General features: G+C 61.0%; 16 protein-coding genes. 14 read left to right on the top strand and 2 right to left on the bottom strand.

Annotated features, from left to right (window positions below):
* Window positions 1-9 precede the first annotated feature (9 nt).
* Window positions 10-930: a taurine ABC transporter substrate-binding protein gene (tauA, locus tag ASF66_RS17210; RefSeq protein ID WP_442962785.1), complete on the bottom strand. Its 921-nt coding sequence runs from the start codon at window positions 928-930 to the stop codon at window positions 10-12.
* A 475-nt stretch (window positions 931-1,405) separates the two neighbouring features.
* Between tauA and ASF66_RS17205 the strand changes: the two genes are divergently transcribed.
* The 7 genes from ASF66_RS17205 (at window position 1,406) to ssuB (ending at window position 8,254) form a co-directional block, all read left to right on the top strand.
* Window positions 1,406-2,746: an OprD family porin gene (locus ASF66_RS17205; protein ID WP_056844722.1), complete on the top strand. Its 1,341-nt coding sequence runs from the start codon at window positions 1,406-1,408 to the stop codon at window positions 2,744-2,746.
* Window positions 2,747-2,898: 152 nt separating this feature from the next.
* A complete protein-coding gene (locus ASF66_RS17200; RefSeq protein WP_056844721.1) occupies window positions 2,899-3,537 on the top strand; it encodes a peroxiredoxin in 639 nt (212 codons plus the stop codon).
* A gap of 244 nt (window positions 3,538-3,781) precedes the next feature.
* Window positions 3,782-4,375, top strand: a complete 594-nt coding sequence (gene ssuE / locus ASF66_RS17195) for an NADPH-dependent FMN reductase (RefSeq protein ID WP_049860274.1) — start codon at window positions 3,782-3,784, stop codon at window positions 4,373-4,375.
* Window positions 4,376-4,456: 81 nt separating this feature from the next.
* Window positions 4,457-5,422, top strand: coding sequence for a sulfonate ABC transporter substrate-binding protein (locus ASF66_RS17190; protein ID WP_056844720.1), 966 nt, complete (start codon window positions 4,457-4,459; stop codon window positions 5,420-5,422).
* A gap of 76 nt (window positions 5,423-5,498) precedes the next feature.
* The gene (gene ssuD / locus ASF66_RS17185) at window positions 5,499-6,647 is read left to right on the top strand and encodes an FMNH2-dependent alkanesulfonate monooxygenase (protein WP_049860272.1); all 1,149 of its coding nucleotides are present in this window, start codon (window positions 5,499-5,501) and stop codon (window positions 6,645-6,647) included.
* A gap of 9 nt (window positions 6,648-6,656) precedes the next feature.
* Window positions 6,657-7,445, top strand: a complete 789-nt coding sequence (gene ssuC / locus ASF66_RS17180) for an aliphatic sulfonate ABC transporter permease SsuC (protein WP_056844719.1) — start codon at window positions 6,657-6,659, stop codon at window positions 7,443-7,445.
* A complete protein-coding gene (ssuB, locus tag ASF66_RS17175; RefSeq protein ID WP_056844718.1) occupies window positions 7,442-8,254 on the top strand; it encodes an aliphatic sulfonates ABC transporter ATP-binding protein in 813 nt (270 codons plus the stop codon). The genes ssuC and ssuB overlap by 4 nt, the downstream gene beginning before the upstream one ends.
* A gap of 181 nt (window positions 8,255-8,435) precedes the next feature.
* Here the strand turns inward: ssuB and ASF66_RS17170 are convergent, their stop codons facing one another.
* Window positions 8,436-9,812: a glutamine synthetase family protein gene (locus ASF66_RS17170; RefSeq protein ID WP_043192283.1), complete on the bottom strand. Its 1,377-nt coding sequence runs from the start codon at window positions 9,810-9,812 to the stop codon at window positions 8,436-8,438.
* A 555-nt stretch (window positions 9,813-10,367) separates the two neighbouring features.
* Here ASF66_RS17170 and ASF66_RS17165 point away from each other — a divergent pair.
* From ASF66_RS17165 to ASF66_RS17135, 7 genes are all read left to right on the top strand, one after another.
* Window positions 10,368-11,726 carry a glutamine synthetase family protein gene (locus ASF66_RS17165; RefSeq protein ID WP_056844717.1) on the top strand — a complete coding sequence of 453 codons (1,359 nt, stop codon included), beginning with the start codon at window positions 10,368-10,370 and terminating at the stop codon, window positions 11,724-11,726.
* Between the two features lie 16 nt (window positions 11,727-11,742).
* Window positions 11,743-13,107 (top strand): aspartate aminotransferase family protein, encoded by a 1,365-nt coding sequence (locus ASF66_RS17160; RefSeq protein WP_056844716.1) that lies wholly within the window; start codon window positions 11,743-11,745, stop codon window positions 13,105-13,107.
* 214 nt (window positions 13,108-13,321) lie between these two features.
* The gene (locus ASF66_RS17155; RefSeq protein ID WP_056844715.1) at window positions 13,322-14,419 is read left to right on the top strand and encodes a polyamine ABC transporter substrate-binding protein; all 1,098 of its coding nucleotides are present in this window, start codon (window positions 13,322-13,324) and stop codon (window positions 14,417-14,419) included.
* Between the two features lie 209 nt (window positions 14,420-14,628).
* Window positions 14,629-15,723, top strand: a complete 1,095-nt coding sequence (locus ASF66_RS17150; RefSeq protein ID WP_152965726.1) for a polyamine ABC transporter substrate-binding protein — start codon at window positions 14,629-14,631, stop codon at window positions 15,721-15,723.
* A 56-nt stretch (window positions 15,724-15,779) separates the two neighbouring features.
* Window positions 15,780-16,922 carry a polyamine ABC transporter ATP-binding protein gene (gene potA / locus ASF66_RS17145; RefSeq protein ID WP_049860266.1) on the top strand — a complete coding sequence of 381 codons (1,143 nt, stop codon included), beginning with the start codon at window positions 15,780-15,782 and terminating at the stop codon, window positions 16,920-16,922.
* 35 nt (window positions 16,923-16,957) lie between these two features.
* Complete coding sequence (locus ASF66_RS17140) at window positions 16,958-17,839, top strand: ABC transporter permease subunit (RefSeq protein ID WP_162240092.1); 882 nt, start codon at window positions 16,958-16,960, stop codon at window positions 17,837-17,839.
* Entirely contained in the window at window positions 17,836-18,720 is an 885-nt protein-coding gene (locus tag ASF66_RS17135) for an ABC transporter permease subunit (protein WP_049860264.1), read from the top strand. Before ASF66_RS17140 ends, ASF66_RS17135 begins: the two co-directional genes overlap by 4 nt.
* Window positions 18,721-18,724: the final 4 nt, after the last annotated feature.

Here is an 18,724-nt window from a genome sequence, read left to right as displayed (position 1 = left end):
TGCGCGGGATCACTGAACGAACTTGGCGCTGACGTAAGGCGTGTAATCGGGCAGCACAGCTTCCAGCTTGCCCTGTTCCTTGAGGAACTCGGCCGTCTTGGCCACCGCCTTGGCGGTACCGCCACCCAGCAGCGCGTCCGAAGCCTGGGCCTCGGCGTCGGGATAGGTGGAGCCGGCGAGCAAGTCGGGAACATCCGCAGCATTGGCGCCCGTCAGCTTGGCGATCTTGCGCACCGGCTCGGAGTCGGCGGTCCACTGCGCCTGGTTTTTCGCGTAGTCGGCAAACGAATCCAGGGTGACCTTGGCGAATTTGGCGATCACTTCAGGATGCTTCTCGGCGTAATCCTTGCGCGCCACCCAGACTTCGAAGGTCGGTGCGCCCCATTGGCCGACCTGCGAGGCATCGGTCAAGGTCTTGCCACTCTTGCGGATCTCGCCCAATGCCGGCGACCAGACGAAAGCGCCATCGATGTCGCCACGCTTCCACGCGGCGGCGATTTCAGCGGGCTGAAGATTCACCACCTTGACCTTGCCCTCCAGGCCCCAGTGCTTCAGCGCGCCGAGCAGGCTGTAGTGGGACGTGGAAACGAAGGGCGTGGCGATGGTTTTGCCCACCAGTTGCTGGGGGTTGTCGATACTGCTGCCGTTGCGCACTACCAAGGCTTCAGCGGAATTGATCTGCGCCGAAACGATGAAGGCGACGATGGGCAGTTTGCGTGAAGTGGCAGCCGCCAGCGGACTCGACCCCAGGTTGCCGATCTGCACATCGCCCGAGGCGATGGCCGTGACCACTTCCGGGCCGCTGTTGAAGCGGCGCCAGTCGATCTTCTCGCCAATGGCCTTTTCATAGACACCATCGGCCTGGGGCACCTTGCTGGGGTCGATGCCGGTCTGGTAACCGACGGTCAGCGGCGCGGCCTGGATACCCATGGCCAGGCCGGTCAGGGCCAAAGTGGTGAACAGTTTTCGTGCGAAGCGCTGCTTGGCCATGGGTGGCTGCCTTTTGCAAGAGTCAGGGGCGGTGAGTTTCCAGCACCCGCTGTTGGCGAGCGCAAAGTAAGGAGCTGGAATCAGGGAACGAGAAGGAATCTAAACGATATAAGAAACGGCTTTGAAATACCGTTTGGGAATTAGCTTATGTTTGATAACTGGATTGAACTTTTTTGTTTGGAAGGTTGTAGCTGTTATGCGATTAAATTCTAAAAAAACTTGAAACAATTCTTTTTGGTTTTGTGAAAATTTCGTTAATCTCGGCACCCAGAGTTTGGCTTAGACCAAGGTCTCGAATCGGCTTGTAAACATTGACTAACTGGTCACGCTTTAGCGCTAATCGCGCATCGGCGGACAAGGGGCGCCAGACCCCGACCAAAGACACCACAAAAATTAGAAACCAGAGGAGCATCACATGTACAAGCAGTCGCTCGCCGTAGCCATCGCGCTCGCCAGCATCTCCACCAGTGTTTACGCCGCCGATCCGGCACCCTCGGGTTTCCTCGAAGCCAGCAAGGCAACGCTGAGCTCGCGGACCATGTACTTCCGCAACGATACCCGTGAAGGCACAGCGAACGATCAGGAAGAATCGGCTCAAGGCTTCCTCTTCAACTTCATCTCTGGCTACACCCCCGGCACCGTCGGCTTCGGTCTGGACGTACAGGCCATGAGCGGTATTCACCTGGACGGCGGCCGCGGTCACCACCCGAACAACAACAGCTTCTTCCCGAGCGACACCGATGGCTCGGCCGAGAAGACCTGGTCGCGTCTGGGCGCGAACGGCAAGGTCAAGTTCGCCAAGTCCGAACTCAAGGTGGGTAGCGCACTGCAGCCCAACCTGCCGATCCTGGTGTCCAACGATGGTCGCCTGCTGCCTGCTACCTACCAGGGCGGTATCCTGACCTCCAAGGACCTGGACAACTTCACCTTCACCGTTGGTCGACTGAACAAGTCCGCGGGTCGTGCTACCAGTAACTACTCGGGTCTGGGCGTCGGCGGTGCCACTCAAGACACCAACAACTTCCAGTTCGCCGGTGTGGACTGGAAAGCGACCAAGGACCTGACCCTGCAGGTCTACCACGCGCAGCTGGAAGACTTCTACAAGCAGACCTTCCTGGGCGCCGTGCACGTCTTGCCATTGGGTGAAGACCAGTCGTTCAAGACCGACCTGCGCTACTTCGACAGCCGCTCCGACGGCAAGAACGGTGACGTCGGCTACCGCTTCAACAACAACAGCGGCTACGCCAGGACCCCAGGTGAAATCGACAACAAGACCTGGAGTGCCATCTTCACCTACAGCATCGCTGGTCACGCGTTCCTCGCCGGCTACCAGCAAGTGGGTGATGACGGCGGCATGCCGTTCATCAACAACGGCAACGTCGTCGATGGCAACGGTCGTAACGAAGGCAACGGCGGTTCCAGCGTCTATCTGTTCACCGACAGTATGGTCAACTCGTTCACCCGCGCTGGCGAGAACACCACGTTCGCCCAGTACTCCTACGACTTCAGCCGCGTCGGCGTACCGGGCCTGAAGGCTTCGATCGCCTACCTGCATGCCGATGACATCAAGGCAGCCGGTACCGGTGATTCGGACAACTCCGAGTGGGAACGCGACATGCGCGTCGACTACGTGATCCAGAGCGGCCTGCTGAAGAACTTCGGCGCCACCCTGCGTAACGGTACCTATCGCAGCGACGTGGGCACCAACGTCGATCAGACCCGTCTGATCTTCAACTACACGTACGCTTTCAAGTAATACGTGCCGTTGGAAAAAGCCCGCCTCGTGCGGGCTTTTTCGTTTGTGGCGCAGCGTTATTCCAGATTCGCCTAGCACCAGTACCATCCATTCTTTTTGTTTCCCTGCTGCTCGGTGCACAGTCATGCGCACAACAGTCCAGGAGCAGCACCATGACCATTCGACTCGGCGACATCGCCCCCGACTTCCGCCAGGAATCCAGCCAGGGCAGCATCAGTTTTCATCAGTGGCTGGGTGATCAGTGGGGCGTGCTGTTTTCGCACCCGGCCGACTTCACACCTGTTTGCACCACCGAGCTGGGCTTTACCGCCAAGCTGGCCGACGAGTTCGCCAAGCGCAACGTCAAGGCCATCGCCTTGTCGGTGGATCCGGTCGAGTCCCACCAGCGTTGGATCGGCGACATCGACGAGACCCAAGGCACGACGGTGAATTTTCCGATCCTGGCCGATGCCGACCGCAAGGTGTCCGAGCTTTATGACCTCATCCACCCCAATGCCAACGACACCCTGACCGTGCGCTCGCTGTTCGTCATCGATCCGAACAAGAAGGTCCGGTTGACCATCACCTATCCAGCCAGTACCGGGCGCAACTTCCACGAGATCCTGCGGGTGATCGACTCGCTGCAACTCACGGACAACCACAAGGTGGCGACTCCGGCCAACTGGCAGGATGGTGACGATGTGGTGATCGTGCCTTCGCTCAAGGACGAAGAAGAGATCAAGCAGCGCTTTCCGAAGGGCTACAAGGCGGTGAAGCCGTACCTGCGCCTGACCCCACAGCCCAACCGCTGAGCACCTGCCCTGTAGCAGCGGTGCAAGCCGCGTCCGGCGTTTTGCAGTGCGTCAGATGTACCGCGTTTACGGCCCACGCGGCTTGCGCCGCTGCTACAGGGGGCGCAGTGGCTTGGATATGTTTTTATCGAATAACCAAATGAATAAATATGATTTAAAGATATAAATCCTGCCTGTTACTGTTCCCTCCATTCCGGCGACTTCTCCAGAAGCGCTCCGACTTCGCTATTCAAGGATTTACCCCATGCTCGTCGTATCTCTGGGCGGCAGCCCAAGCGTGCGCTCGCGCTCCGGTGTACTGCTGGAACGCGGCAAGCAGTGGCTGCAGCGTAAAGGCGTCGAAGTAGTGACGTTCCAGGTACGGGACTTCCCGGCCGAAGACTTGCTGCACGCCCGTTTCGACAGCCCGCACGTATTGCATTTCATCGAGTTGGTCGGCAAGGCCGACGGCCTCATCGTGGCAACACCGGTGTACAAGGCCTCGTTCTCCGGTGCGCTGAAGACGCTGCTGGACCTGCTCCCCGAGCGCGCCCTGAGCAACAAGGTGGTGCTGCCCGTCGCCACCGGCGGCAGCATCGCCCACATGCTGGCGGTGGACTACGCGCTCAAGCCCGTGCTGGCCTCGCTCAAGGCGCAGGAAATGCTTCAGGGGATCTTCGCCGACGATAGCCAGATCGCCTACGGCGAAGGCAGTGTCGCGGCCCAGTTGGCACCGGCCCTCGAGCAGCGGCTGGAGAGCGCCCTGGAGGAATTCCACGCTTTCCTGCTGCGTCGACCCCAGACCCATGACCCGGCCTTGCTCACGCAAAGCCTGCGCAGCGCCCGCTGGAGCATCTGATTCGAACTGTCGTATCCACCTTACTCGCCCGCCAACGGGCAAGCAGGTGCAACCCAATTCCCTCTGCAAAAGGAGAGTGCCATGCGCACCCTGTTCTTGCGTCGTGGTGTGGTCGCACTGTTTGCTGCGGCTGTGTCGTTCGGCGCCATTACCCAGGCCCAGGCTGAAACCCTGCGCATCGGTTATCAGAAATACGGCACGCTGGTCCTGCTCAAGGCCAAGGGCACGCTGGAGAAGCGCCTGGCCGCCCAAGGCGTGGACGTCAAATGGACCGAGTTTCCCGGCGGGCCGCAACTGCTCGAAGGCCTCAACGTCGGCTCGATCGATTTCGGCGTGACCGGGGAAACCCCGCCAGTGTTCGCCCAGGCAGCCGGTGCCGATCTGCTGTACGTGGCCTATGAGCCACCGGCCCCGACCAGCGAAGCGATCCTGGTGCCCAAGGATTCGACCATCCGCTCGGTCAGTGAGCTCAAAGGCAAGAAGGTCGCGCTGAACAAGGGTTCCAACGTGCATTACCTGTTGGTTCGTGCGCTGGAAGAGGCGGGGCTCAAGTATTCCGACATCCAGACCGTCTACCTGCCGCCTTCCGACGCGCGTGCCGCCTTCGAGCGCGGCAGCGTCGATGCGTGGGTCATCTGGGACCCCTACCAGGCCGCTGCGGAACAGCAGTTGCAGGCCCGCACCCTGCGTGACGGTCAAGGCATCGTCGACAACCTGCAGTTCTACCTCGCGACCAAGCCCTATGCCCAGAAGCACCCGGAGGTGATCACCGCCCTGGTCGAAGAAGTCCGCGCGGTGGGTGAATGGTCCAAGGCCCACCCCGAAGAAGTGACCGCCCAGGTCGCACCGCTGCTGGGCCTGCCGGCCGACATCACCCTGACCTCGGTGAAGCGCCAGGGTTACGGTGCGCAGTTTCTCAATCCGCAGACCGTTGCCGCGCAGCAGAAGATCGCCGACAGCTTCCATCAGCTCAAGCTGATCCCCAAGCCGCTGCGCATTCAGGATGTGATCTGGACACCGCCGGCCAATGTAGCCAAGGCGCCCTAAATCGCCCCGTTTCAACCACCGCACAATTGCACCGGTGCCCCGGCACCGGTTTCGAGCCACGTCAGGAGACAACTCCATGAGCCTCAACATTTTCTGGTTTCTTCCCACCCACGGCGACGGCCATTACCTAGGCACCGCCGAAGGCGCGCGGGCGGTCGATCACGGGTATCTGCAACAGATCGCCCAGGCCGCCGATCGCCTGGGTTACGGCGGCGTACTGATTCCGACCGGGCGTTCGTGCGAAGACTCCTGGCTGGTGGCGGCCTCATTGATTCCAGTCACCCAGCGCCTGAAGTTTCTGGTAGCCCTGCGTCCGGGCATCATTTCGCCCACTGTGGCGGCGCGTCAGGCCGCGACTCTGGATCGGCTGTCCAATGGCCGCGCACTGTTCAACCTGGTCACCGGCGGCGACCCGGATGAGCTGTCCGGCGACGGGCTGTTCCTCACCCATGAGGAACGCTATGAAGCATCGGTGGAATTCACCCGCATCTGGCGTCGTGTGCTGGAAGGCGAAACCGTCGACTACGATGGCAAGCACCTCACCGTCAAAGGCGCCAAGCTGCTTTATCCCCCGGTGCAGCAGCCACGTCCGCCGCTGTACTTCGGCGGCTCTTCCGACGCAGCCCAAGACCTTGCCGCCGAACAGGTGGAGATGTACCTGACCTGGGGTGAACCGCCAGCGGCCGTGGCCGAGAAGATTGCCCAAGTACGCGAGAAGGCGGCCAAGCTCGGCCGCACCGTGCGGTTCGGGATTCGTCTGCACGTGATCGTGCGGGAAACCAATGAAGAAGCCTGGCACGCCGCCGAACGGCTGATCGCCCATGTCGACGACGACACCATTGCCCGTGCCCAGGCCTCGCTGGCGCGCTTCGATTCGGTAGGCCAACAGCGCATGGCTGCGTTGCACGGCGGCAGCAAGGACAAGCTGGAGGTGAGCCCCAACCTGTGGGCCGGCGTCGGCCTGGTTCGTGGCGGCGCCGGCACTGCGCTGGTGGGTGACGGTCCGACCGTGGCCGAGCGGGTCAAGGAGTACGCCGCGCTGGGCATCGACACCTTTATCTTCTCCGGCTACCCGCATCTGGAAGAGTCGTACCGCGTGGCCGAGTTGCTGTTCCCGCACCTGGACGTGCAGCGCCCCGAGACACCGACCGGCGCCAATTACGTCAGCCCCTTCGGTGAGATGGTGGCCAATGACATCTTGCCCAAGGCCGCGGCCAAGCGCTGAGAATCTGTCATGAGTACATCAAGCAAAATCATCCACCGGCTGGCGCCCTGGGCGCTGCCAGTGGGCCTGCTGTTGATCTGGCAGGTGGCGGTCAGCGTCGGCTGGCTGTCGACGCGTATCCTGCCGGCGCCCAGCGCAGTGTTCGAGGCGGGTGTGGCGTTGTTCAAGTCCGGGGAGATCTGGACGCATCTGGCCATCAGTGGCTGGCGCGCCGGCATCGGCTTTGCCATCGGTGGCGGCATCGGCCTGGTATTGGGGCTGATCAGCGGCCTGTCGCGCTGGGGCGAGCGCCTGCTCGACACCTCGGTGCAGATGATCCGCAACGTCCCGCACCTGGCGCTCATTCCGCTGGTGATCCTGTGGTTCGGTATCGACGAGTCGGCGAAGATCTTTCTGGTGGCCTTGGGCACATTGTTCCCGATCTACCTGAACACCTACCACGGCATCAAGAACGCCGACCCCGCGTTGGTAGAAATGGCTCGCAGCTATGGCCTGTCCGGGTTTCGTCTGTTCTGGCAGGTGATTCTGCCCGGAGCCTTGCCTTCCATTCTGGTCGGCGTGCGTTTCGCCCTGGGTCTGATGTGGCTGACGCTGATCGTGGCGGAAACCATTTCCGCCAGCTCGGGCATCGGCTACCTGGCCATGAACGCGCGTGAATTCCTGCAGACCGACGTCGTGGTCCTGGCCATCGTGTTGTATGCGATTCTCGGCAAACTGGCTGATCTGGCGGCGCGTGGGCTGGAACGGGTGTGGTTGCGCTGGCATCCGGCCTATCAAACCAAGGGAGGTTCGGCATGACCGTTCTCAAGGAACAACCGCAGAACCTGCGGCGCGGGATTCCCCTGGCGGTCCGGCAGTTGCGCAAGACCTTTGGCGAGCGCGAGGTGCTGCGCGACATCGACCTGAACATTCCGGCCGGCCAGTTCGTGGCCATCGTCGGTCGCAGCGGTTGCGGCAAGAGCACCTTGCTGCGCCTGCTGGCGGCCCTCGACCAGCCCACCAGCGGCCAGTTGCTGGCCGGCTCCGGTCCGCTCAGCGAGGCGCGCAACGATACCCGGCTGATGTTTCAGGAAGCTCGCTTGTTGCCATGGAAACGGGTCATCGACAACGTTGGCCTGGGGCTGTCCGGCAACTGGCGCGAGCAGGCCCTGCAGGCGCTCGAAGCGGTAGGGCTGGCCGAACGTGCCAATGAATGGCCGGCGGCGCTGTCGGGAGGGCAGAAGCAGCGTGTGGCCTTGGCGCGGGCGCTGATCCACAAGCCGCGGCTGTTGCTGCTGGATGAACCCTTGGGTGCTTTGGATGCCCTGACGCGGATCGAGATGCAGCAGTTGATCGAGAACCTGTGGCGCAAGCACGGCTTCACCGTGTTGCTGGTGACCCATGATGTGTCCGAAGCCGTGGCGATTGCCGACCGGGTGATTCTGATCGAGGAGGGGCGTATCGGTCTGGATCTGGCCGTCGAGCTGCCGCGGCCGCGGGCTCGCGGTTCTCATCGCCTGGCGGCGTTGGAAACCGAAGTACTCAATCGGGTATTGGCGTTACCGAGCAATCCACCGGAGCCAGAGCCCCCGTCACCATTGCCGACCCAGTTGCGCTGGGCGCGTTGAACCGGACGCGGTACGTCAGGTAGTCCGCACATACCGCCGACGCGGCTCGCGCCGCTGCTACAGGGATTGCATATCCAGAAGATACGGTGATCCCCTGTAGCAGCGGCGCAAGCCGCGTCCGGTTGCGACGCGGTGTACCTGCCGCACCGCGGTCCAGGAACCGCGTTGCGGCACCCGGCCGTTACACCGTGTGCAGGTACCAGTTGTATTCCAAATCCGAGATGGAGTGTTCGAACTCTTCCAGCTCGCTTTCCTTGCAGGCCACGAAGATATCGATGTATTTCGGATCGATGTACTTGGCCAGCACTTCGCTGTCGTCCAGCAGGCGCAGGGCATCGCGCAGGTTGGTCGGCAGGCTCTGCTCGTTCTGCTCGTAGGAGTTGCCCGTCACCGGCTCGTTGGGCTCGACCTGATTGGTCAGGCCATGGTGCACGCCGGCCAGAACCGCAGCCATCAGCAGGTACGGGTTGGCATCGGCACCGGCGACGCGGTGTTCCAGGCGCACGGCATCCGGCGTCCCGGTGGGCACGCGCAGCGCCACGGTCCGATTGTCCAGGCCCCAGCACGGGGAGTTGGGCACATAGAACTGAGCACCGAAGCGGCGGTACGAATTGACGTTCGGGCACAGGAACGCCATCGACGCGGGCAGGGTCTCGAGCACACCGCCGATCGCGTGACGCAATGCGGCGTTCTGCTCGGGATCCTCACTGGTGAAAATGTTCTTGCCGTCCTTGTCCAGGATCGAGATGTGCACGTGCAAGCCGTTACCTGCCTGGCCCGGGTAAGGCTTGGCCATGAACGTGGTGTCCATCTCATGGTCGTAGGCGATGTTCTTGATCAGGCGCTTGAGCAGCACTGCGTAATCACAGGCCTTCATCGCATCGGCAACGTGGTGCAGATTGACCTCGAACTGCGCCGGCGCACTTTCCTTGACGATGGCGTCGGCCGGAATGCCTTGTTCCTTCGCCCCTTCCAGAATGTCCTGCAGACAGTCCACGTACTCGTCCAGATCGTCGATCAGATACACCTGGGTCGAATGCGGACGCTTGCCGGAAATGGGTGAGCGCGGTGGTTGAGGGCGACCGTTCACGTTCTCCTGGTCGATCAGGTAGAACTCCAGCTCGAACGCGGCGCAGATGGTCAGGCCCATGGCGTCGAATTTCTCGACGACCTGGCGCAGCACTTCACGCGGATCGGCGAAGAAGGGTTCGCCTTCGAGTTCGTGCATGGTCATCAGCAGTTGCGCGGTAGGGCGCTTCTGCCAAGGCTCGTTGCACAGGGTGTCGGGGATGGGATAGCAGATCCGATCGGCATCGCCGATGTCCAGGCCGAGGCCGGTGCTTTCCACGGTAGAGCCGTTGATGTCCAGAGCAAACAGCGAGGCGGGCAGGTTGATGCCTTTCTCGTAAACCTTGTGGAGGCTGGTGCGTTCGATGCGCTTGCCGCGCACCACACCATTCATATCTGCAATCAGAAGGTCGACGTACAGAACCTCAGGATGTTCCTTAAGGAATGCGTTCGCTTCGTTGAGCTGAACGGCACGCGGGGGTACCGACATGATGCAACACCTTTGTTGTTAAAAATATCAATCATTGGGTTGAGCAGGTTTCAGTCAATCCGAAAGCCAACATGAAGTCAAGCGAGCCAGGTTTTGCCCTGAAAGGGCGCTGTTGAGCCTCTTTTGCTGCATATCAGGGCGCGCGTGACAGGCAATTAAGGCACTTTGCAACTGCATGAAAAGTGCACGATGAAGTTTGCAGGTCGAGAGTTGTGGAAAAAAATGAACAAGGCTAAGCTCGTTTTCAACCCGTCATTTCAATAAGACCGAGGGTGAATCATGGCACGCCTGCCATTATCTGATTTCAGTCGCTGCAGCCGCCGGTTGCCAGCGGCCAGAATAATTGACAGCCCACGGCGTTGCGTCTCTGTTTTTTTGTCCGTCATGTACTGCCTTTGCCCTGAAACCGCTACCCTGAGCCTCACGTTCCGGCCGGGTATCGAAAGGCCGGGCGGGCATCGTGGTGCCCTCGCTTGACCGCTTTTCCAACGACGCCCATGCGTCAACAAGTGCCTGGCTCGCCGCGAGCCGGGTTAATGGCCTCCTGAGGTATTTATGAGTCCCAACCTCGACCAGCTCACCGATTGGTTGAAAGAACACAAGATCACCGAAGTCGAATGCCTGATCGGCGACCTCACCGGGATCACCCGCGGCAAGATCTCCCCGACCAACAAGTTCATCGCCGAAAAGGGCATGCGCTTGCCGGAAAGTGTTTTATTGCAAACTGTGACCGGCGATTACGTGGAAGACGAGATCTACTACGAGTTGCTCGACCCCGCCGACATCGACATGATCTGCCGCCCCGACGAGAACGCGGTGTTTCTCGTTCCCTGGGCCATCGAGCCCACCGCGCAGGTCATCCACGACACCTACGACAAGCAGGGCAACCCCATCGAGCTGTCGCCGCGCAACGTGCTCAAGAAGGTCTTGAAACTGTACGCGGACAAGGGCTGGCAGCCGATCGTGGCGCCGGAGATGGAGTTCTACCTGACCAAGCGCTGCGAGGACCCGGACTTTCCGCTGCAGCCGCCGATCGGCCGCTCCGGGCGTCCCGAAACCGGTCGACAGTCGTTTTCCATCGAGGCGGCGAACGAGTTCGATCCGTTGTTCGAAGACGTCTACGACTGGTGCGAAGCGCAGAACCTGGACCTCGACACGCTGATCCACGAAGACGGCACGGCGCAGATGGAAATCAATTTCCGGCACGGCAATGCCCTGCACCTGGCCGACCAGATCCTGGTGTTCAAACGCACCATGCGCGAGGCCGCGCTCAAGCACAACGTGGCCGCGACCTTCATGGCCAAGCCCATGACCGGCGAGCCGGGCAGCGCCATGCACCTGCACCAGAGCATCGTCGATTCGGCCACCGGCAAGAACATCTTCGCTAACGAAGACGGCTCCATGAGCCAGCTGTTCCTGCACCACGTCGGCGGTCTGCAGAAATTCATTCCCGAACTGCTGCCGCTGTTCGCGCCTAACGTCAATTCCTTCCGCCGCTTCTTGCCCGACACCTCGGCGCCGGTCAACGTCGAGTGGGGTGAGGAAAACCGCACCGTGGGCCTGCGCGTGCCCGATGCGACGCCGCAGAACCGGCGAGTCGAGAACCGCCTGCCGGGCGCCGATGCCAACCCGTACCTCGCCATCGCCGCCAGCCTGCTGTGCGGCTACATCGGCATGGTCGAGGGCTTGAACCCGAGCGCCCCGGTCCAGGGGCGTGGCTATGAACGTCGCAACCTGCGTCTGCCGTTGACCATCGAGGATGCGCTGGAACGCATGGAAAACTGCAAGACGGTGGAGAAATACCTGGGCAAGAAATTCGTCGTCGGCTATGTCGCGGTCAAGCGCGCCGAACACGAGAACTTCAAGCGCGTGATCAGCTCGTGGGAACGTGAGTTCCTGCTGTTCGCGGTGTGAGAAAAAGGAGCTACAGATGAGCAACAACAACCCCCAGACCCAGCACTGGCAGGACTTGAGCAGCGCCCATCACCTGGCGCCTTTCAGCGATTACACGCAGCTCAAGAACAAGGGTCCGCGGATCATCACCAAGGCCGACGGCGTGTACCTGTGGGACAGCGAAGGGCACAAGATCCTCGACGGCATGGCGGGCCTGTGGTGCGTGGCCATAGGCTACGGTCGCGAAGAGCTGGTGCAGGCCGCCAGCGCGCAGATGCGCGAGCTGCCTTATTACAATCTGTTTTTCCAGACCGCCCACCCGCCTGCGCTGGAGCTGGCCAAGGCCATCGCCGACCTGGCGCCGGCGGGCATGAACCATGTGTTCTTCACCGGTTCGGGCTCCGAAGGCAACGACACCGTGCTGCGCCTGGTGCGCCATTACTGGGCGCTCAAGGGCAAGCCCGAGAAGAAGGTCATCATCAGCCGCGTGAATGGCTACCACGGCTCCACCGTGGCTGGCGCCAGCCTGGGCGGCATGTCGGGCATGCACGAGCAGGGTGACCTGCCAATCCCGGGTATCGTGCACATCGCCCAGCCCTACTGGTTCGACGAAGGTGGCGACATGACCCCCGACGAGTTCGGTGTCTGGGCCGCCGAGCAACTGGAAAAGAAGATCCTGGAAGTGGGCGAAGAGAACGTCGCGGCGTTCATCGCCGAGCCGATCCAGGGCGCTGGCGGAGTGATCATTCCGCCCGACACCTACTGGCCGAAGGTCAAGGAAGTGCTGGCGCGCTACGACATCCTGTTCGTCGCCGATGAAGTGATCTGTGGCTTTGGCCGTACCGGCCACTGGTTCGGCAGCGATTACTATGACCTGGCGCCCGACCTGATGACCATCGCCAAGGGCCTTACCAGCGGCTATATCCCCATGGGCGGGGTGATCGTGCGCGACGAGGTGGTCAACGTGATCAACCAGGGCGGCGACTTCAACCACGGCTTCACCTATTCCGGGCACCCGGTCGCGGCAGCGGTGGGGCTGGAAAACCTGCGCATCCTGCGCGACGAGCACATCGTCGACAACGTCAGGGCCGAGGCGGCACCGTATTTGCAAAAGCGTCTGCGGGAGCTGCTGGACCATCCATTGGTGGGTGAGGTCCGCGGCCTGGGCATGCTCGGGGCGATCGAACTGGTCAAGGACAAGGCCACGCGCAGCCGTCACGAGGGCCGGGGTGCCGGCATGATCTGTCGGCAGTTCTGCTTCGACAACGGACTGATCATGCGCGCGGTGGGTGACACCATGATCATTGCTCCGCCGCTGGTCATCAGCCATGCCGAGATCGACGAGCTGGTGAGCAAGGCACGCCTTTGCCTTGACCTGACACTCGAAGCGCTAGGTGGCTAAATGCTAGTCTTGCCGAGGCTGACGAATTGATGCCTGCCCCTGTAGGAACAGGCTATGCCCGCGAAGGTTCGTACCCCCTGTGGGAGCGGGCTCTGCCCGCGAATGGCCGCGACACCGATTCACGCCGTTCGCAGACAGCGCCAGCGCCCACAGGGCATCGGCAGCTTCCCCAGCAATCTCGACATCGGATTTCGATAAAATTGGAGCACAACGCATGAAGATATTTGGCAAGACCCTCCTCGCCGCGGCCCTGATGGGGGCGATGGCCAGTGCTGCGCAGGCGGACGACAAGGTTCTGCACGTGTACAACTGGTCGGACTACATTGCGCCGAACACGATCAAGCAGTTCGAGGAGGAGTCGGGGATCAAGGTCGTCTACGACGTATTCGACAGCAACGAAACCCTGGAAGCCAAGTTGTTGGCCGGCAAGTCCGGCTACGATATCGTCGTGCCTTCCAACAATTTCCTGGCCAAGCAGATCAAGGCCGGCGTTTACCAGGAACTGGACCGCTCCAAGCTGCCGAACTGGAAGAACCTCAATCAATCGCTGCTCAAGGCAGTGTCGGTGAGCGATCCGGACAACAAGCATGCCTTCCCGTACATGTGGGGCTCGATCGGCATCGGCTTCAACCCAGACAAGGTCAAGGCTGCCCTGGGCGCCGACGCGCCGACCAACAGCTGGGACCTGCTGTTCAAACCGGAAAACGCAGCCAAGCTGAAGTCGTGCGGCATCAGCTTCCTCGATTCGCCGACCGAGATGCTGCCGATCGCCCTGCATTACCTGGGCTATCCGACCGACTCCCAGGACAAGAAGCAGCTCGCCGAAGCCGAAGCGCTGTTCCTCAAGGTGCGTCCTTCGATCGGCTACTTCCACTCCTCCAAGTACATCTCCGACCTGGCCAACGGCAACATCTGCGTAGCCGTGGGTTACTCGGGTGACATCTACCAGGCCAAGTCGCGCGCCGAAGAGGCCGGGGGCAAGGTCAAGGTCAGCTACAACATTCCCAAGGAGGGCGCTGGCAGCTTCTTCGACATGGTCGCCATTCCCAAGGATGCCGAGAACGTCGAAGGCGCCTACAAGTTCATGACCTTCCTGATGAAGCCGGAAGTCATGGCCGAGATCACCAACAGCGTGCAATTCCCCAACGGTAACGAGGCTGCAACGGCTTTGGTGGATAAAGCCATCAGCGAAGATCCTGGTATCTACCCGCCAGCTGACGTGCAGGCCAAGCTGTATGCCATCGCCGATCTGCCTGCGGCAACGCAGCGCATCATGACGCGCAGCTGGACGAAGATTAAGTCGGGCAAGTAAGCATCGGCCCTGTGGGAGCGGTAAGCCAGTGATGGCCTCATCGCAGGCAGAGCCAGCTCCCACAGGTCTGGCGTTGATCACTCATCCTGCGTCAGTGAAGCCAGGCTGTGACTGGGATTCGCGGAATCAATCATTGCGGCGCAAGGACATGAACGGTAAGTTGCGCGCCGGTTTTATTATATAAAACAGACTATTGAGAGGACCTGCACTTGTCACACTCTTTGTTTCGCAAGGCCATGCTGATCGGTGCGGGTCTGACCCTGGCGCTCAATGCCCAAGCGGCAGGCACCGTGCACATCTACAACTGGTCCGATTACATCGGCGAAAGCACCCTGGCGGATTTCGAAGCCGCGACCGGTATCAAGCCGATCTACGACGTGTTCGACTCCAACGAAACCCTGGAAGGCAAGTTGCTGGCGGGCCATACCGGCTACGACGTGGTAGTGCCGTCCAACCATTTCCTGGGCAAACAGATCAAGGCCGGGGCTTTCCAGAAACTGGACAAGACCCAGCTGACAAATTACTCCAACCTGGATCCGGTGCTGCTCAAGCGCCTGGAAAAGAACGATCCGGGCAACCAGTACGCCGTGCCCTATCTGTGGGGCACCAACGGCATCGGTTACAACGTGGACAAGATCAAGGAAGTGCTGGGTGTCGACAAGATCGATTCCTGGGCCATGGTGTTCGAGCCTGAAAACATCAAGAAACTGTCCAAGTGCGGCGTCGCTTTCCTCGACTCGCCCGACGAGATGTTTCCAGCCGTGCTCAACTACATGGGCCTGGACCCCAACACCACCGACGAGAAGCTGTACAAGAAAGCCGAGGAGAAGCTGCTCAAGGTCCGTCCCTACGTGACCTACTTCCATTCCTCCAAGTACATCAGCGACCTGGCCAACGGCAACATCTGCGTAGCCGTGGGCTATTCCGGCGACGTGTTCCAGGCCAAGTCGCGTGCCGAGGAAGCGGGCAAGGGCATCAAACTGGCCTATTCGATTCCCAAGGAAGGCGGCAACCTGTGGTTCGACATGCTGGCCATCCCCGCCGATGCGCCGGATGCCAAGCAGGGCCTGGCGTTCATCGACTACCTGTTGAAACCGGAAGTGATTGCCAAGGTCAGCGATTATGTCGGCTATGCCAACCCCAACCTCAAGTCCGGCGAGTTCATGGATCAGGATGTGCGCAACGACGAGTCGGTCTATCCGCCACAGGCCATTCAGGACAAGCTTTACGTCAACGTCGAGCTGCCGCCCAAGGTGCAGCGCTTGATGACCCGCAGCTGGACCAAGGTCAAGTCGGGCAAATAAATACTCGGGGCGGCCGGATCCAGAGCCGCCCTCACTCAAGTTTGGGAGTTTCGTGAATGGCTGTTGCCTCCAGCGCCTACAAAAAAGCCCTAGAAGGCAGCCAGCAACCGAAGAAGGTGCTGGTCCGGATCGAAAAGGTCACGAAGAAATTCGACGAAACGGTGGCCGTGGACGACGTGTCCCTGGAAATCAATCAGGGTGAGATCTTTGCCTTGCTGGGTGGTTCCGGCTCCGGCAAGTCCACCTTGCTACGCATGCTGGCAGGCTTCGAACGGCCGACCGAGGGGCGCATCTTCCTCGATGGCGTGGACATCACCGACATGCCGCCCTACGAGCGGCCGATCAACATGATGTTCCAGTCCTATGCGTTGTTCCCGCATATGACGGTGGCGCAGAACATCGCCTTCGGCCTCAAGCAGGACAAGCTGCCGGCCGCCGAGATCGACGCACGCGTGGCGGAAATGCTCAAGCTGGTGCAGATGACCCAGTACGGCAAGCGCAAGCCTCACCAGTTGTCCGGCGGTCAGCGTCAGCGCGTTGCGCTGGCCCGCTCGCTGGCGAAGAAGCCCAAGCTGTTGCTGCTCGACGAGCCGATGGGTGCGCTGGACAAGAAGCTGCGCTCGCAGATGCAGCTGGAGCTGGTGGAGATCATCGAGCGGGTCGGTGTGACCTGTGTGATGGTGACCCACGACCAGGAAGAGGCCATGACCATGGCCCAGCGCATCGCCATCATGCACCTGGGCTGGATCGCCCAGATCGGCAGCCCGATCGACATCTACGAAACCCCCACCAGCCGCCTAGTGTGCGAGTTCATCGGCAACGTCAACCTGTTCGAAGGCCAGGTGGTCGAGGACATGGAAGGCTACGCGTTGATCAGCAGCCCGGAGTTGGAACGCAGCATCTATGTCGGCCATGGTGTGAGTACCGCTGCCGAAGACAAGAACGTGACCTACGCGATTCGTCCGGAAAAGATGCTGGTGACCACCGAGCAACCGGCCACCGAGCACAATTGGTCGCGCGGCAAGGTCCATGACATCGCCTACCTGGGCGGTCATTCGGTGTTCCACGTGCAGTTGCCGTGCGGCAAGCTGGTGCAGTCGTTCGTGGCCAACGCCGAGCGCCGCGGCGCCCGCCCGACCTGGGACGACGAAGTGTTCGTCTGGTGGGAAGACGACAGCGGCGTGGTACTGCGCTCATGAAGCTGCGCAAGATCAAACGCAAGCTCAAGCGGATCATCCCCGACGGGCGCCAGATGGTCATTGGCGTACCGTTCCTGTGGCTGTTCCTGTTCTTCATGCTGCCGTTCTTCATCGTGCTCAAGATCAGCTTCGCCGAAGCCGACGTGGCGATTCCGCCGTACACCGAGATCTGGAGCTACGCCGAACAGAAATTCCAGCTGGTTCTGAATTTCGCCAACTACGCGCTGCTCACCGAAGACGACCTGTACATCTCGGCCTACCTGGGCTCGCTGAAGATGGCCTTCTTCAGCACGCTGATCTGCCTGTTGGTCGGCTACCCCATGGCCTATGCCATCAGCAAGGCGCGCAAGGACCTGCAAACCGTGCTGTTGCTGCTGATCATGATGCCGACCTGGACCGCCATCCTGATTCGCGTGTATGCCTGGATGGGCATCCTGAGCAACAACGGTCTGCTCAACGCCTTTCTGCTGTGGCTGGGGGTGATCGATCAGCCCTTGCAGATCCTCAATACCAACCTGGCGGTGTACATCGGTGTGGTCTATGCGTACCTGCCGTTCATGATCCTGCCGTTGTTCGCCAATCTGGTGAAGCATGACAACAGCCTGCTGGAAGCGGCTTCCGACCTGGGCTCCAGCACGTTCAACAGCTTCTGGAAAATCACCGTGCCGCTGTCCAAGAACGGCATCATCGCCGGCTGCATGCTGGTGTTCATTCCAGTGGTCGGCGAGTTCGTGATTCCCGAACTGCTCGGTGGTCCGGAAACCCTGATGATCGGCCGCGTGTTGTGGCAGGAGTTCTTCAACAACCGCGACTGGCCCGTCGCCTCGGCGCTGGCGGTGCTGATGCTGGCGATTCTGATCGTGCCCATCGTGCTGTTCAATCGCAGCCAGGCCAAAGAGCTGGAGGGCAAGGCATGAAGCGTTTCGGGTTCTCCAAACTGATCCTGATACTGGGGTTGATCTTCATCTATGCCCCGATGTTGATCCTGGTGATCTACTCCTTCAACGCCTCGCGTCTGGTGACGGTATGGGGCGGCTGGTCGGTGCAGTGGTACGTTGGCCTGCTGGACAACGCCCAGCTGATGGGCGCCGTCATGCGTTCTCTGGAAATCGCCTGCTATACGGCGGTAACGGCTGTGGCGCTGGGCACCATGGCGGCGTTCGTGCTGACCCGCATCAGTCGCTTCAGGGGCCGCACGATGTTCGGCGGCCTGGTGACCGCGCCACTGGTGATGCCCGAGGTGATCACTGGCCTGTCGTTGCTGCTGCTGTTCGTGGCCATGGCCCAGGTGATCGGCTGGCCGCAGGAACGCGGCATCGCCACGATCTGGATCGCCCATACCACCTTCTGCGCTTCGTACGTGGCGGTGGTGGTGTCCTCGCGGCTGCGTGAACTGGACCTGTCGATCGAAGAGGCCGCCATGGACCTGGGCGCACGGCCGTGGAAGGTGTTCTTTCTGATCACCATCCCGATGATCGCACCATCGCTGGCGGCGGGTGGGATGATGTCGTTCGCTCTGTCGCTGGATGACCTGGTACTGGCCAGCTTCGTATCCGGACCGGGCTCCACGACGCTGCCGATGGAAGTGTTCTCGGCGGTGCGCCTGGGCGTGAAGCCCGAGATCAACGCGGTGGCCAGCCTGATTCTGCTGGCGGTGTCGCTGGTGACATTCCTGGTCTGGTATTTCGGTCGTCAGGCCGAAGAGCGGCGCCGCAAGGCGATCCAGCAAGCCATCGAGGAAAGTGCAGCCAACTCCTGGCAGCAGCCCAAAGCGCAGCGGCCGGTGGCGTCGGTTTGATGAG

Origin of the sequence: Pseudomonas sp. Leaf129 (assembly GCF_001423465.1) — a bacterium.
Classification (GTDB): Bacteria; Pseudomonadota; Gammaproteobacteria; order Pseudomonadales; family Pseudomonadaceae; genus Aquipseudomonas; species Aquipseudomonas coleopterorum.
The sequence above is the reverse complement of the archived record's forward strand: the minus strand, read 5'-3'. Positions and strand labels throughout refer to the sequence as shown.